18 protein-coding genes are annotated in these 13,791 nt (G+C 38.3%); 12 read left to right on the forward strand and 6 right to left on the reverse strand.

Translation table 11 applies throughout. The features are described 5' to 3' along the window. Positions 1–118: 118 nt before the first annotated feature. The 4 genes from P1X15_RS29770 (at position 119) to P1X15_RS29785 (ending at position 4,534) form a co-directional block, all read left to right on the forward strand. Positions 119–1,063: a ParA family protein gene (locus P1X15_RS29770; protein WP_277341775.1), complete on the forward strand. Its 945-nt coding sequence runs from the start codon at positions 119–121 to the stop codon at positions 1,061–1,063. A 15-nt stretch (positions 1,064–1,078) separates the two neighbouring features. Beyond that, a complete protein-coding gene (locus P1X15_RS29775; RefSeq protein ID WP_277341776.1) occupies positions 1,079–2,113 on the forward strand; it encodes a hypothetical protein in 1,035 nt (344 codons plus the stop codon). Positions 2,114–2,195: 82 nt separating this feature from the next. Beyond that, a complete protein-coding gene (locus tag P1X15_RS29780; protein ID WP_277341777.1) occupies positions 2,196–3,380 on the forward strand; it encodes a toprim domain-containing protein in 1,185 nt (394 codons plus the stop codon). Positions 3,381–3,394: 14 nt separating this feature from the next. Further along, on the forward strand, positions 3,395–4,534 hold the full coding sequence (locus P1X15_RS29785) for a hypothetical protein (protein WP_277341778.1): 1,140 nt from the start codon (positions 3,395–3,397) through the stop codon (positions 4,532–4,534). Positions 4,535–5,263: 729 nt separating this feature from the next. Here P1X15_RS29785 and P1X15_RS29790 read toward each other — a convergent pair. From P1X15_RS29790 to P1X15_RS29800, 3 genes are all read right to left on the reverse strand, one after another. After that, positions 5,264–5,668 carry a hypothetical protein gene (locus P1X15_RS29790; RefSeq protein WP_277341779.1) on the reverse strand — a complete coding sequence of 135 codons (405 nt, stop codon included), beginning with the start codon at positions 5,666–5,668 and terminating at the stop codon, positions 5,264–5,266. Continuing rightward, positions 5,661–6,392 (reverse strand): hypothetical protein, encoded by a 732-nt coding sequence (locus P1X15_RS29795; RefSeq protein ID WP_277341780.1) that lies wholly within the window; start codon positions 6,390–6,392, stop codon positions 5,661–5,663. Before P1X15_RS29795 ends, P1X15_RS29790 begins: the two co-directional genes overlap by 8 nt. 92 nt (positions 6,393–6,484) lie before the next feature. Then, complete coding sequence (locus P1X15_RS29800; protein WP_277341781.1) at positions 6,485–6,859, reverse strand: hypothetical protein; 375 nt, start codon at positions 6,857–6,859, stop codon at positions 6,485–6,487. A gap of 319 nt (positions 6,860–7,178) precedes the next feature. Between P1X15_RS29800 and P1X15_RS29805 the strand changes: the two genes are divergently transcribed. From P1X15_RS29805 to P1X15_RS29825, 5 genes are all read left to right on the forward strand, one after another. Next, a complete protein-coding gene (locus P1X15_RS29805; RefSeq protein ID WP_277341782.1) occupies positions 7,179–7,523 on the forward strand; it encodes a plasmid mobilization protein in 345 nt (114 codons plus the stop codon). After that, positions 7,520–8,536: a relaxase/mobilization nuclease domain-containing protein gene (locus P1X15_RS29810; protein WP_277341783.1), complete on the forward strand. Its 1,017-nt coding sequence runs from the start codon at positions 7,520–7,522 to the stop codon at positions 8,534–8,536. Before P1X15_RS29805 ends, P1X15_RS29810 begins: the two co-directional genes overlap by 4 nt. After that, positions 8,533–8,721 (forward strand): hypothetical protein, encoded by a 189-nt coding sequence (locus P1X15_RS29815; RefSeq protein WP_277341784.1) that lies wholly within the window; start codon positions 8,533–8,535, stop codon positions 8,719–8,721. The genes P1X15_RS29810 and P1X15_RS29815 overlap by 4 nt, the downstream gene beginning before the upstream one ends. Further along, positions 8,718–9,260, forward strand: coding sequence for a M23 family metallopeptidase (locus P1X15_RS29820; protein WP_277341785.1), 543 nt, complete (start codon positions 8,718–8,720; stop codon positions 9,258–9,260). Before P1X15_RS29815 ends, P1X15_RS29820 begins: the two co-directional genes overlap by 4 nt. A gap of 97 nt (positions 9,261–9,357) precedes the next feature. Next, positions 9,358–9,654: a hypothetical protein gene (locus P1X15_RS29825; protein WP_277341786.1), complete on the forward strand. Its 297-nt coding sequence runs from the start codon at positions 9,358–9,360 to the stop codon at positions 9,652–9,654. Positions 9,655–9,770: 116 nt separating this feature from the next. Here P1X15_RS29825 and P1X15_RS29830 read toward each other — a convergent pair whose 3' ends face one another. From P1X15_RS29830 to P1X15_RS29840, 3 genes are read right to left on the reverse strand one after another with little or no spacing between them, the layout of a single operon-like run. Then, positions 9,771–10,127 (reverse strand): type II toxin-antitoxin system HigA family antitoxin, encoded by a 357-nt coding sequence (locus tag P1X15_RS29830; RefSeq protein ID WP_277341787.1) that lies wholly within the window; start codon positions 10,125–10,127, stop codon positions 9,771–9,773. A 9-nt stretch (positions 10,128–10,136) separates the two neighbouring features. Next, entirely contained in the window at positions 10,137–10,439 is a 303-nt protein-coding gene (locus tag P1X15_RS29835; RefSeq protein ID WP_277341788.1) for a type II toxin-antitoxin system HigB family toxin, read from the reverse strand. A 59-nt stretch (positions 10,440–10,498) separates the two neighbouring features. Further along, on the reverse strand, positions 10,499–12,517 hold the full coding sequence (locus P1X15_RS29840; protein WP_277341789.1) for a type IV secretory system conjugative DNA transfer family protein: 2,019 nt from the start codon (positions 12,515–12,517) through the stop codon (positions 10,499–10,501). A gap of 113 nt (positions 12,518–12,630) precedes the next feature. Here P1X15_RS29840 and P1X15_RS29845 point away from each other — a divergent pair, with 113 nt between their 5' ends. From P1X15_RS29845 to P1X15_RS29855, 3 genes are read left to right on the forward strand one after another with little or no spacing between them, the layout of a single operon-like run. Then, positions 12,631–12,951 (forward strand): DUF4134 family protein, encoded by a 321-nt coding sequence (locus P1X15_RS29845; RefSeq protein ID WP_277341790.1) that lies wholly within the window; start codon positions 12,631–12,633, stop codon positions 12,949–12,951. A gap of 55 nt (positions 12,952–13,006) precedes the next feature. Further along, a complete protein-coding gene (locus tag P1X15_RS29850) occupies positions 13,007–13,354 on the forward strand; it encodes a DUF4134 family protein (protein ID WP_277341791.1) in 348 nt (115 codons plus the stop codon). 4 nt (positions 13,355–13,358) lie between these two features. Then, positions 13,359–13,787, forward strand: a complete 429-nt coding sequence (locus P1X15_RS29855) for a DUF4134 family protein (RefSeq protein ID WP_277341792.1) — start codon at positions 13,359–13,361, stop codon at positions 13,785–13,787. Positions 13,788–13,791: the final 4 nt, after the last annotated feature.

Consider the following 13,791-nt stretch of genomic DNA (forward strand, 5'->3'; position numbering starts at 1 on the left):
AAATAATCAATGAAAGATGATTATAGGTTTATCTGATAAGTTTTTGTCTATATTTTTTGGCAAAAAAAAATTTATGTCTTATTTTTAAGACATAAAAGGCGCTTATATCAGTAAAAATATGCTCACCAACGAAAAAGCTGTTTCCTTCTTGAAACAAAATCCCGCACTTTCATTGTCCGTCTTGGAGAAAGAAGCCCAACTACCCGTCAGTACTCTTTCTAAGGCAATAGGAGGAGATCGACAACTGAATTCAAAGCATTTGGCGAGTTTGTCTCCTGTTCTCATTAAATATGGATTCAAAGAGTTTGCCAGTTCAAAGGCCAAAATTATTTCAGTAGTTAACCACAAAGGAGGCGTTGGTAAAACGACTACGACGCTGAATTTGGGAAGAGCTTTGGTAAAACTTGGCTATCGTGTTTTATTGATAGATATGGATTCCCAAGGTAACCTTTCCCAAGCATTGGGGCATGACAACCCTGAGAAACAGGTAGTGCAGTCGCTGCTCAAAGGGGAATCTCTGCCTATTTATAACATCATAGAAAACTATGATTTGGCACCTAGTGATTTAGAATTGGCTTATGCAGATTTAGAGCTCGTGCAGGCTGTTGGGGGGGTAAACCAACTTAAAAATGCCATTGCCCCTATCCGAAACCGTTATGATTATATTTTTATTGATTGTCCCCCAGCGCTGAACATCTTTACTAATTCAGCTTTGGTGGCTTCTACTAGTTGTCTAGTGACTCTTCAGCCGGAGGCGTCAGCTTTAAAGGGTGTTAATAATTTGTTTGATCGTATCACTCAGGTTCGTGACCGTATCAATTATGAGTTGATGATTGAAGGTATTGTATTGACCATGGTAGATGCGCGTCTTAAAGTGCATCGAGACATGATTGATTACATAAAAGATTCACTCTCAAGCTTTAAAATATTTTCTACGGTCATTCGTCAAAATGTGGCACTCAAAGAATCTCAAATCGCTCAACAGGATATCTTTAACTACGCTTCTGATTCTAATGGAGCTCAAGACTATCTTAAATTAGCGTATGAACTCTCTGGGCAATAAAACTATCTATCTAAAATGAAAAAATACCAAATCTCACTCGGCGAAAAAAAGATTATCAAAGACGAAGGGCTATTGAAGTTTGAAGAGATTAAGAAACAAATTCGGATTTTGCCAGAGTTAGAACAGCTCATTCCGCCATTATTGCCTAATGAATTAGAACAACTTGAGCGAAATATTCTCCAAGAAGGATGTCGAGAAGCATTACTGATTTGGCAAACTACTGAAGACGTCATTGAACCTAGTGTGGCCGATAAGCCCTCGGAGTGTTATATCCTTGTTGACGGACACAATCGTTATAATATATGTACAAGACATAACATAGACTTTAAAATTCATTTGGTTGCTTTTAAAAGCTTGTATGATGTACGGCAGTTTATGATTGATAACCAGCTAGGTAGGCGAAATCTTACCCCTGAACAAGCCTCTTATTTACGAGGGATGAAATACCTTACTGAGAAAAAAGAAAAAGGTAAGTATGAACGTCCCCTTCATAAGGGACAAAATGTCCTTTATGAAGAGGGCATTAGTGAAAGTTTAAAAAAGAAGGAGCATAAGGGACAAAATGTCCTTTATGAAGAAAGCGTTAGCGAAAGCTTAGAAAAGAAGGAGCATAAGGGACAAAATGTCCTTTATGATAATGAAGCAACCTCCACTGCCGAGAGATTGGGCAAACAATTCAATGTAAGTGAGAAAACAATTAAAAGAGATGCTGAATTTGCCTCCGGGATAGAAAAACTCGACCCAGTTCTCAAATCTGAAATATTGTTGGGGAAAACAAAAGTGAATAAAACAATCATTCAGCGCATAGGAAAGGATGAATCTATGGTTATGCCTTTGACAACGGTGGCTGAGATTGAGGAAATTGCAGCCAAGCCAAGGACTTCTTCTAAAGAGGCTGCAGTTTCACTACCATCGACAAAAAAGGATGTTTTTATTACTCAACTAGTCGCACTCTCCAAGGAATTACAACAGACTGGTGCAGTCAATATTTGTGATGAAATCATCATTTGCGCCTCAGAAATAAAGAAAATGTTTTCACAGGAGTCGTAATCTTATAGCGGTATACTATTTCATGGAAAAAATAGACCAATATGGAAAGCACAATTGGGCGTATTATAAATCCCAAATAGATTTGGTAGAATTTGCCCAGTGGCGGGGATACATAATCAACCCTCAGAAAACATCTCGTAACTATGTCGTCTTGAAGAAGGAAGGGGATGTTATTGTGGTGTATCAAAATCAAAATACTGGTTATCAGGCTTTTTTTAACCCTATAGATTCCAAAGATGGTGGAAGTGTTTTGAATTTTGAGTATAATCGGAGTCAAAAAAATTGGCGTTCTGTTTTTGCCGCTCTGGACGAATTTTTGAATGAATTACAAAAAGGTCTCCCTCGAAAAAATAAAAGTGTATTAAGACCCGTACCACCTCCAGAAGCGGAATATGACCCTGAGTACGATTTTAAGCTTTTGAAGATGCAGGATTTTTCATACCTAAATCAAAGAGGTATAAGTACAGCAACTATTTTATCAAACTATTTTCAAGACCAAATTTTCAATAAGACGTTTACTCATAATGGTGTACGTTATGTAAACACAGCCTTTCCTCTAAGAAATCAAACGGGAGTCGTTGCTGCTATTATTCGAAATGCCCACTATAACAAGATTGAACGTGCACGGGGAGATGCTTGCTGGACTTCAAATTTTGATATAATTGAGCATCACGTAGTTACAATGGTAATCACCGAGAGCCCTATCGATGCGCTTTCATTCCATGAGTTGCATGGGCCTATTGCTCACGAGAGACGCTTATATGTAGCGACTGCTGGCAATCTGAGCCAGACACAGCCACAATACATCCAGTATTTGATTGAGTTGTACCGACCAGCGTGCGTCTTATTGGCCAACGATAATGATAATGCGGGCCTGATTCAGAATGTAAGATTGATGGGTATCCTAGAACATCCCTCTTCTACCAGCCAACTGAAAGTTAAGATTCAGCTTTTGGGACAAAAAGTAATGTTTTCTTTTCGATTTGATGCAGAGCAAGAAGCTAGTGATACAGAAAGAATAGAAAGGATGATAGAACGTTATTTTAAAACTACTAAAAAATTCATTGCTCCAACTAAAGAAGGCTGGGTTGATGTGCATATGGATAATATTACAGCTCATTTTGAGGTGCTAGAAAAGTTGTTGTTAGAGGAGAAGACGCCACGGGATTGGCTCAAAGTCCATAAGCCGAATCTGAAAGACTTTAATGAGGACTTACAGCAAAAAAGAGCTAAAGAGGCTACTACATTACCATATATGTCATTTTAAAAGTCACCAATTCTATGAACCCTAAATCTGAATCATCCATTGCTTTCATCCCTAGCCCTACACAAGAGTGGTTAGATCGTGTCCGTCTGGATAAGAATATCTTTTATAATTTGCCCGATATTCAACGTAGTTTTAAAGAAGATGCTACTCTCGCTAGGGATATTATTATCTTTCTTGCTCACTCCTATAAGACTGATTTGTTTGGTTACACCAACTTCAGTATCAATGATTTTTGTAAATTAATGAAGTATAAATCGCCTAATTTACAGAAAATACATCCTTTGTTTGAGTCTGGAGCGCTAACACCTCCTACACTTTTAGGGCATGAATTCAAAAGCGTTTTTGAATATACTCTATACCGTTTGGCTGCAAACAACATACCTTTCTCGCGGGTAGAAAAGACTCAAGTTCCCAGTATGAAGGAGCTTAATGTGTCCTTTGTTCAGATTATTAGTGATATACGGGTAAATTATCACATTAATCGATCTCAAAAACGTCTCTACTCCTTTAAGTTAGGACGAGGCTTTGTTGAAAATCTCATTAGTTTTTATGTTACCCTAAGTTTGAAAGACTATCTTCAGGTAGCTTCTAATAAAAATGGAGGGCGTATCAAAAATTTGTATCTCTATTTGGCTGGAATGCAGCATGTATTGATATTCAATAATACCCATATCTTAACGCCTAACTTTGATACATTGTGTGAAATTGCTCACATTGAAGACCAACTGCCTAAACATCGTAAATACACGCTCCATAAATACTTGAGGATTATTGCAGAAAACTCTGATTTAAAGTTTCAAATTGAGTTTTATGTCGATAAGGGGCAAAAACAAGCCTACAGTATTCGACTTACATTTGACATGACACAGCTACAATTGGAAGGTAATAAGAAGAATCTATTTTTTAAATTATTGAATGAGCGCCTCCGCCAAGCTTTTGATGATCACTTTCCTCAGTACATAGACAATTTTGAGTTGTTCCAAAAATGGCTCACCAATCGAGATTACGATAAAGATTTGAAAGATCGAATTATCAGAGATGTTTACAAAGCAAGTTTTATGGCTGGTCACGATAAAGCAGAAGATTTGAGCCTTCAGGCATTGATGGAAATGTATATTAAGAATTTAAATGAAGTACAACAAAGCGAATCTTGAAAAAATACAATTTGCCACTATAAGATTGCGACCAAAGGGTGTTTTTACCGCTATAAGATTGCGACTGACCGCTATAAGATTACGACTAATTAGCCCTTTACCGCTATAAGATTGCGACTGACCGCTATAAGATTACGACTAAATAGCCCTTTACCGCTATAAGATTACGACTAATTAATCAGCTACTATAAGATTGCGACCACCTTCTTTTCTATAAGTGCCTGATAAATAACTACTTAAAACTTTGACCACTATAAGATTGCGACCATATATATAATAGTATTATAAATTTATATATATAGTAGCAAGGGAAAAAAAATTATATTTCTATATTAAGACACAATTATAGCTATGGTTTTTAAAACGGAATAATAACGATAAAAAGATGAAAGTATTGAACTGTAAAATTACTTAATTGAATCCTTACAGATAATGGATGATTACATAGATTAATAGAGTTTGGGGTCGTCGTTTGCACAGCCAATGGCACTGCTTTTCTCTCTTTTTTATCTGTCGTGATTTCAACAATACGATGTTTGTCTGGTAACATCTTTTCATCAACTGGAAACTTAAATTATGTTGATACATCAGAGCTGTTTTATACCTTTCAACACGCTAACATTAGAAAAAAGAAAACCCCTGAAGCTTGAAACTATCGGGGGCGTTCCAATTCGTTTATGGTCTTGTTTAATGTTATTCCTAACCTTTAGATCCGCTTCAAGAGAGTTTTTAGGGATTAATCAGAACCCCTTTTTTGTTATTTCTATTGACTACTTTATAAAATTTACTGTCAATAAAATAGGTTCGAGTTGAGTCATTGTATTGCATGACAGACTCTAGTTTTTCTAATTTTCTTCTGTTCTCCGAAAAATACATCAGTAGGAAGGCAATAATGAGCATACCAATAAATACCCATACACCCCATCCCCAACGAGCAAAAAATATGTCAAGCGGTTTTCCTTTGTCATAAAAATGTTGGTGATTGTGAATAGAACCTTTTACTTTTTCTGTAAGCCCATTTGTTGAATCAATGACTTTATCCATAGCCACTAATAGAGGGATAATACTTTCATCAAATGCACTTTCAGGAATATCATATTTTTTGGCAAACTCATGAATTTTTTGATTATACATGGCTCAATGCATTTTGAAATTCTTTCATTACTTGATTAAACTTCAACTTAGAGGCAAAAGACAATGCTTCAGGCGTAGAGCCGTCAGCAAGCATCTTCACGATGTCTTTTGATGATTGACTAAAGCCAAGATCTCCGAATGGAATTAATTGAGTTTTCAATCCATTGGTTGATATTATCATTTCGAGCATTGCTTTTGTTGTATCCCTTGAATCAATTCCTCCCGAAAGTCCAACATTGTAAAACCAGTGGACGGCAAAGAAGTCCTGAGTTAGCGAAGTTAATGCTTGAGAATAATTAAGGCAGGCCGAAACAGTATCATTACCCGCAATAACTACATTGAACGAAATACTCACCTCTAACATATCCGCCGCTTCTTTGAGGGTTTCAGCCGAGAATTCATAGCGAAGAAATTTAAGAAACTCTTCACTTTCAGGAGCCCCAAAGTCAACGTAGATTTTTTCGACGGGGGCCTGAGCAAAGACTTGTAGCATGTTCAAAAACTCCTCACGTTCAATTTTCTTGTTTTCATCCAGAATAGAATAATGACTTACCCGATTCGGGCCTACCAAACCGTTCAAACGAGCATTGGAAGTTTGAGTAGAATTATCCAGATCAATAAAGATAACGCTTTGATTATCTTTCTGCTGATTTGCCAAAAGCCAAACGAGGAAAGATTTACCAACACCTCCTTTTGACTGAAGGATGAAATGTAATTGTTTCATGGATTTTGCTGATTTAGCCATTGTAGTATATATTTAAAGTGAATAATAAAATGCTTAGTCATTTTGATAGGGTGCTTCTGGCCGGAAGTACCCTATTTTTTTCCGAACTTAGAGAAGAAATCGGCGTTTTTTTCCAGTCTTCTTTGCTCTTCTTTTCTTTTGACTTCTTCTTGAATTTGTGCATAAAAATCAACATCCTGATTAGGAGGTGATATAGTTGTATTCTTGGTATTGTCAATCGGTTGAGGGTTATTCTGAACTGCTATTTTTTCCTTATAAGCTCGAGCTTTAAGTTCAATAAGTTGTTTAGCGGTTATCTGAATATCATGTTCATTGTGCAACCAGTCGGCTACAGCATCATATGTATATCCCTGTTGTAATTTAGGGATTACATAGGCAAGCAGAGGAAACCCCCATTTTCGTTTACCATCCATTTTTCTTTTTCTAATTTCTTCAAGAGAGATCATTTTTTTAGAGCTTAAAAGAGTTTTACAAAGTTGAGATAGGTAAAGGTACTGCTTAAAATCAATAATGCAATATTAGTACAATATTTATACAATATTAAGGCAATGTTTTGTTATTAAGACAATATTATAGCAATATTAAGACAATATTTAAAGAAATGGTTAATTTTGCAACAATGGGTATAAGGCTTTCTTTTTTGTAAAGAGGAGCAAGATGTAGTTTTGCTAACAGCAAAACTAACCGCGCAAGCGCGTCTAGGTGACCCCGTCATCTTGCAAGGGATAGCCCCTTGACCCCCTTAAAAAACGATATATAAAGGCAATGTCAGAACGCAAAAAAGGGGGGCGCCCCTCCTTAGGAGAGTCAAAAAAAACGCAGGAAGTAACCGTTTTTTTTAGCAAGCGGGAATACGAACTGTTGACCGCTAAAGCCTCAGCCGTCAACCTCAGCATACAGGACTACCTGCGGGAGCTAGTTGTAAAGGGCTACGTCAAAAACATAGACACGCCCGAGCAGCAAGAGGTCAAACGCCAACTTATTGGCTTGTCTAATAATGTGAATCAGTTGGCGAAGTTGGCACACATCAACGGGATGAAAACGATGCACAAACAGGTTGAGGGTATTTTGGACGAAATAGACGAACTCTTAAAAAAGTACAAAAAATGATAGGGAAGGCGTTAGGTACTGGTAAGAGTTTTTCTGGTAAAATTAACTACCTGTTTGAAGGAAAATTAGAGGAGCGGGAAGCAGCTAATAAACAGGCAACTGTTATCAGCCACAGCGATAATGTGAGGGTTCCTTATAGTCATATTGATAAGAAAGGGATAACAAGAATGAAGGCTGATTTTATTGCTCGGTCTCAATCTTATAAGCATTACGACAAATCTAAAGGGTACATTGGGGAACACGTTCTTTCCTTTACAGAGCGCGATTTGAACGACTTGAAGGGGAAGGTTAGCATGAAATCAATGACAGAGGAATACATTAAATTAGCAGGAATAGACAAGACCCAATACGTTGCCATTACCCATAAAGATACGCAAAATCCCCACGTTCATATATTGTTTAATCGAGTCAATAACGAGGGGAAGATTTTTGACGCTACGTTTGAGAAGAAACGAGCTATGTATGCAGGAATCGTTTTATCCCAAAAGTATGGATTAGGATTGCCAGGAGAGTTGAAAAAAGTAGCAGAGGAAAAAGGGGTAAAGGTGATGCGGATGCAAATGGAGGATTACAAAGAGCTACGAGCAGGAAATGAATTATTACAACAAGCGCGAAATTTTCATCACTTAGAGAAACTAAGTGCGTCTAAAGGACAGCAGTTTGAGCAGCGAGGCGATAAGGTACTATTGGATAAGAAAGAATATAGCAAGACAGACATGGAAACTATGTTTTGGCAAAATCGCGTAGAGGCTCTTACTGATAAAGAGGAAAAGGGTAAAATGATGACTGACGAAAAACTTGAAAGAATAGGGAGCAGCGCACCGCAAACTGTACAATTATCCTCTTTGGAGGAGGGAGCAGCGCAAAGTAATAATGAGAAAAAAGTAAGCTCGTTTTCTAAACATAATGCCTCAATTGAAGAAGGCAAAGCCAAAAAAACAAAGCGTAAAAGAGTGTCAGATTACCAACAAAAAATAAATAAACTAAGCACGCGAAAACAGCTAAAACTATGACCTTACTTACTTTCGTAAAAATTGCCTGTGTAGTAGTAACAGGTATCTATTTGTTGTCTGTCAATCTATTCCAAAAGAGTAGTAAGAAAACAGGAGCACGGCCAGAGCCGAGCCGTTATACTTTTTTTCCAAAGGAAAAAAATGGGTTGAGTGATGAAGAATTCCAAAAAAGAATGGAAGTATGAAACCGCTTTTTGTTTGGTTAGTGGCGGCTTTGATAGGACATGATAACAGTCCTATCAATCAGGAGCAGTTTAATGAGTTGTTGATAAGTAATAGGCATTTAGCAAGTAGAGTGCCTTGTGTGATACCTATCGACCAATTTTCTGAGGCTCAAATCTCTTCCTTATTTGCTTATAGGAAACACCCAATATTGGCGAAAATTAAACACCATAACGGGCTAGACATCGCTTGTAAGAGGCAAGCGATCCTAGCGGCAGCTACAGGAGTCGTATCAAAAACTGGATATGATAAGGGGCTAGGTAATTACATCAAGATCATACATGGTAATGGTTATGAAACTACCTATGGTCATTTGTCCCAAGTATTTGTTGAGAAGGGGCAGGTCGTAGAACTATGTGAGAAAATTGGAGTAGCAGGAAAAACGGGCATGGCAACAGGGGTACATCTTCATTACGAAATACGCTACAATGGACAGCTAGAAAACCCTATCAAATATTTACTACTGCTTTATTACGCTATTGGCAAGCGGCTAGACAATTAAAAAAACAACGAAAGGGCTTCTAAGAGAAGTCCTTTTTTTATGCCTTTTTGTGACTCTTTCCTTCTTCTATCGTCTATTGTAGGGGAGCAAGAAAAAGATGAAGTATTCTTTCCTTTTTTTGGGGATAGGCTGTATTGTAACGATAGCAACAGTCCATTTAGAAGGAAATTTTCTTACAAAAGAAAATGCAACAGACGGTATCAAAATAGGTCTATCACTGCAGTTAACGGGAGGTATAATAGCATCAAAATGGCTCTATCGGTTCATCCGTCTAACATTAAAGAAGAAAAAATATAGACGTTATGCAGACAAAATCAACCCCCAAACCATTGACCCGAAAAAAACTATTGAAACAGGGCGAGACCTTAAAGAAAAAGGTTCAAATGCTGCCTAAGCTCGTGGATGGTATGCCTGATTTTTCTAAGGCATCCAGTGAACTCAAAGCTCAAATTGATGCCTACGTAGAAAAAATGGCAGCCAATCAGTGGCTGCCAGAATAAATAAAAACTTTTAGACCGAAAGTAAAACATTCGCAGGGATTCCCAACCCGTGATACAGGTTTTTTATCATTTTTAGGGTGAGATTTCTTTTTCGGTTTAAGACTTCTGATACCCGTTGTTTGCTGCCAAAATACCTTACCAAGTCTTGTTGAGTGAGTTCTTCTTCTTCCATTTTGTATTTAATAGCATCAATGGGATCAAGCACAGGCATGGGGTGATGTTTAGCTTCGTAAGCTTCAATCACCAACAATAATAATTCAAGGGTATCTCCTTCGGGTGTATTGGGCTTTGCGTCCCAAACCTTATCAAGCTCCTTAAAAGCCGCTTTATAATCTTCTTCGTTGTGAATGGGTTTTACAGTGAACATACAACTTGCCTAGTTAAAATCAACGGTTTTTGCATCTACTTTATCGTATTCTTTGTGGGTACCCACAAACTTGACCCAACCCGCTTTAAAATGGTAGTTAAAAGCAACAATGAGTCTAAATTTGTTACGGGCAATGTTAAAAACAATTCTATCATTTCCCACAAAATCAGCTCCTTTAAAATCGGCAATGATTTCTTGGGGAGTATTATAATCTCGTTTTGAGATTTTTTCGTACCACCCTACTAGTGCTATTTCCGCATCGGGATGAATTTGCCAAAACTCGCGTAGGGTGCTTTTTGCTATAATTCGCATGGTTAAAGATTAACGTTCCAAAATTAACAAAAGTTACCAAATTGGTGACTTTTATTTGTTCAATCCACCAAATCCTCGTCTAATTCCCACTTGATTAGGAGTTTAATATCTTCTTTAATTTGGGTGAAATTGTCCTGTACTTCCTGTTCAGTAATCTCTCTGCGGGGAAGTTCTTTCTTCGTTTTTTTTAGCTCTTCTATTTCTACGGCGATATAGCCATTAAAAAGCTTGAGGTCAATTTCTTCCCCAAAGTTATCCGCAACTTTGCCCACAAAATGCCCCTGAGAAAGCGTTGAAATCTTAGAGGCGGGAATGAGTTGTTCCATGTTCTTTGATTCCGTAACATTCAAGTCACTTTTTTGAAAGGAGGTAGAAAACTTTTGTTGATTGGTTTTTCCAAACATTTTTGAAAGGGTTTCCGCCGTTTGGTTATTAACGGATCCTGAGAAAATGGTACCGCAGGTGTTGACAATGACGTTTGCCTGTTCTTTTCCATAGTCCTTGGTAAGTTGCTCCATGTCCTGAATTCCCAACCACGTAGCTACGTTATAGCTTCGCACGGTGGCGATGAAGTTGTCCAGACCTCTAAGGTACATAGAAGGCAACTCGTCAATAAAAAAGGCTGATTTGATACCCTTTTTTTTGAATTGATAAATAAGGCGCATGATGGTAGCGGTATAAACCGAGAGCGCGGAGGAATAAATATTGATTTTTTCGGGGTTATTGGCAAGGCATAGAATTTTTGGTTCTTGTGGGTTATTAATGTCTAAATCCATGTCATTGCCAGACATGACCCAATAAATTTTGGGTGATGAAAGCCGAGCAAGCGCGTTTTGCGCACTTGCTACCTGACCTGCCAACTGTTCCCCCGCTTTATTGGCCATTGCGACCTGAAACATGGCCGTATAAGCCCCCAACTCGTCATACTTTACCATACAACCAATTACCTCATTAGGATTTTGAGCAATGAGTTCGATACAATGAGGTAGTGTACAAATGGGTCTTCCTTTCAACCTATCTGCGTACTTTTTTTCCATGAGACGCAGGTAATAGATGGTTACAGTAAGATAATTGATAGCAGAGTCGGCAAAGAAATCTCCTTCTTTCTTAATCCACGTTCTGTTGAGGTTCAACATCAAAACCTTAGCCGTTTCGTTGGCCTCTTCAATGGTCGAAATATACTTTTCATCCAGAGGGTTTGAGCGAATAGAGAGTGTAACATCATCAAAATTAATCACTCCAAATTTTGGGATAATAGGCTCATTATTAGCCGTTTTTCCAAAAGTGTATTTATTATTTTGCAGGGCCTTATAAAAAGAATTAAAGGCTTCGAGTGACAAATCTGGATACTTCACGTCATAGACAAGAGCGGAGTATCCTTTGTACACACTTTGCCAAAGCGCGGGAATGAGGACGGTAAACGTTTTTCCTGAGCCTTGGGAGCCTAATACAAGGACCGCCCGTTGTGGATTGATGACATTGATATAGCCTTCATTCCACTGTGAATTATAAGGATATTGCAGTTTGTAGTTGACAGAAAAAGGATTGGTGATAAGTTTTTGATTTTGGGGGAACTGTTCGTTTTCATCGTTGAAAACATCTATTTCAGGAACCGAGACCATTGATGAAAACTCAAGCCCTCCTTTGATAATTAATATCACAGCGATTGACTGCAATGTCATTAGAGCAGTAAAAATAGTAAGCTGCCTACCCTCTTTTTCAAAGAGATAAGCAGTTAGTAGTAGCACACTTACCCCTACAAAAAGTAACATATTGGCTCTTGTTTTGCTAGCTTTTAGGTTAGCTTTTGGCGATGATACCATCGCCAACAAGACGCACAATACCAAGACGATGTAGATTAATACATTGCTTTGGTAGATGGGTTTATTCTTTCCCATCCAACTCCCTACTTTGAAAATGATAGTGTTTAGGCCGTTTTTCTGACTAAAAACGTCGGAAAAATACGTCGTAAACCAGTACATGCTCTGCACGCAGAGTAATGTGATAAGGAGATACAGCAGGATGTTGTAAATCTCCTTGCCGTGCTCTTTTTCTTTAGCCGTTGCGGTTGCCTCCATAAAATAGTTGTTAAAAAATTTTGAAGTTTTTGTTGAATAAATTTTATTTGTACGAAAGTTATTAAAAATATTTGTACAAAATTATTTTTTTTTCACCAAAAACCAAAAAAAGGATGAAACGTATCATTCAATCTCTCAAGCAAGCTTCTTTCTTTGTTTTCGTTTCAGTGAGTGCCGCTATGGCACAGGCAGGGGGTATCCAAAAGGGTGCCAGTGCGCTAACCGCCCTAACGAGCGACTTACAAAGTTATATAGACCCAGTGACTACGGTAGTGTACGTAGTTGCGGCGGTCATTGGGTTAGTTGGCGCACTAAAAGTGTATGTCAACTGGCAAAATGGCAAGGAAAACGTCATGGCGTCTGCCACTGGCTGGTTAGGGGCTTGTCTCTTTCTCCTAATTGCTAATACCGTATTGAGAGCCATGTTTATCTAAAAAAAGGTAGGGGTAATTTCCCCTATCTTTTTAATCTATCTGTTCGATTTATCCCATGAAAAAACTATTCATAAGTATCCTTTTTATAGGGGTCTATTCGGCGTCTTTTGCGCAGGTCTATTACGATGACAGCGCAGGTGATACAGGAATCAGAAGCCATATTACAGGCCCTCTGACGGGTTATATTCCCCTCTTCTACAAATTCTCAATGGCTATTATTGCCATTGTTGCGATTGTCATTACGGCTAAAATATACGTGCGTTGGCAAGAGGGGGATGACTCTGTTTTTTCCTCGATTACGCGGTGGTACTTTGGGTTGATTGTCGTAGCCGCCCTGCTGTATTTTTTGAAGCTCTATTTCCAAGATTACGAATTACGCTATAAACCTGACCTCAATTTCTAAGCACATGGGAGAAGCAGACGGTATATATGCAACGATTAAACAAGTCGTCGTTACCGCTAGTGCGGCGGCGGGTGTCATTGCAGGGTTCAAAATCTACATGAAATGGAATCGGGGCGAATTTGTGACGCACCAAATTTTTTCATGGATTGTGGGGCTTTTATCGGTGGGAGCCTTGACTTACGCGGTCAATGTTTACATCTACGGGGGCGGCCTCCAAGCGGGGTTGGCCGTGGGTTGGATTGATTTACTGAAGGTCGAAATCTACGAGGCGGTGATGCTTTTTGGCATCGTCGTTTCGGTCGTTTCAGTCATTAGGATTTACTACAAGTACAACGAAGGAGAAGACATTGTCCCACTCATTTATCAATGGGTGGGTGCTTTGCTTTTCCTTTCGGTCATGGGATTGATTGTGTTTTCACTCATTAAATATTAATCCA

Origin of the sequence: Runella sp. MFBS21 (genome assembly GCF_029433105.1) — a bacterium.
GTDB lineage: Bacteria > Bacteroidota > Bacteroidia > Cytophagales > Spirosomataceae > Runella.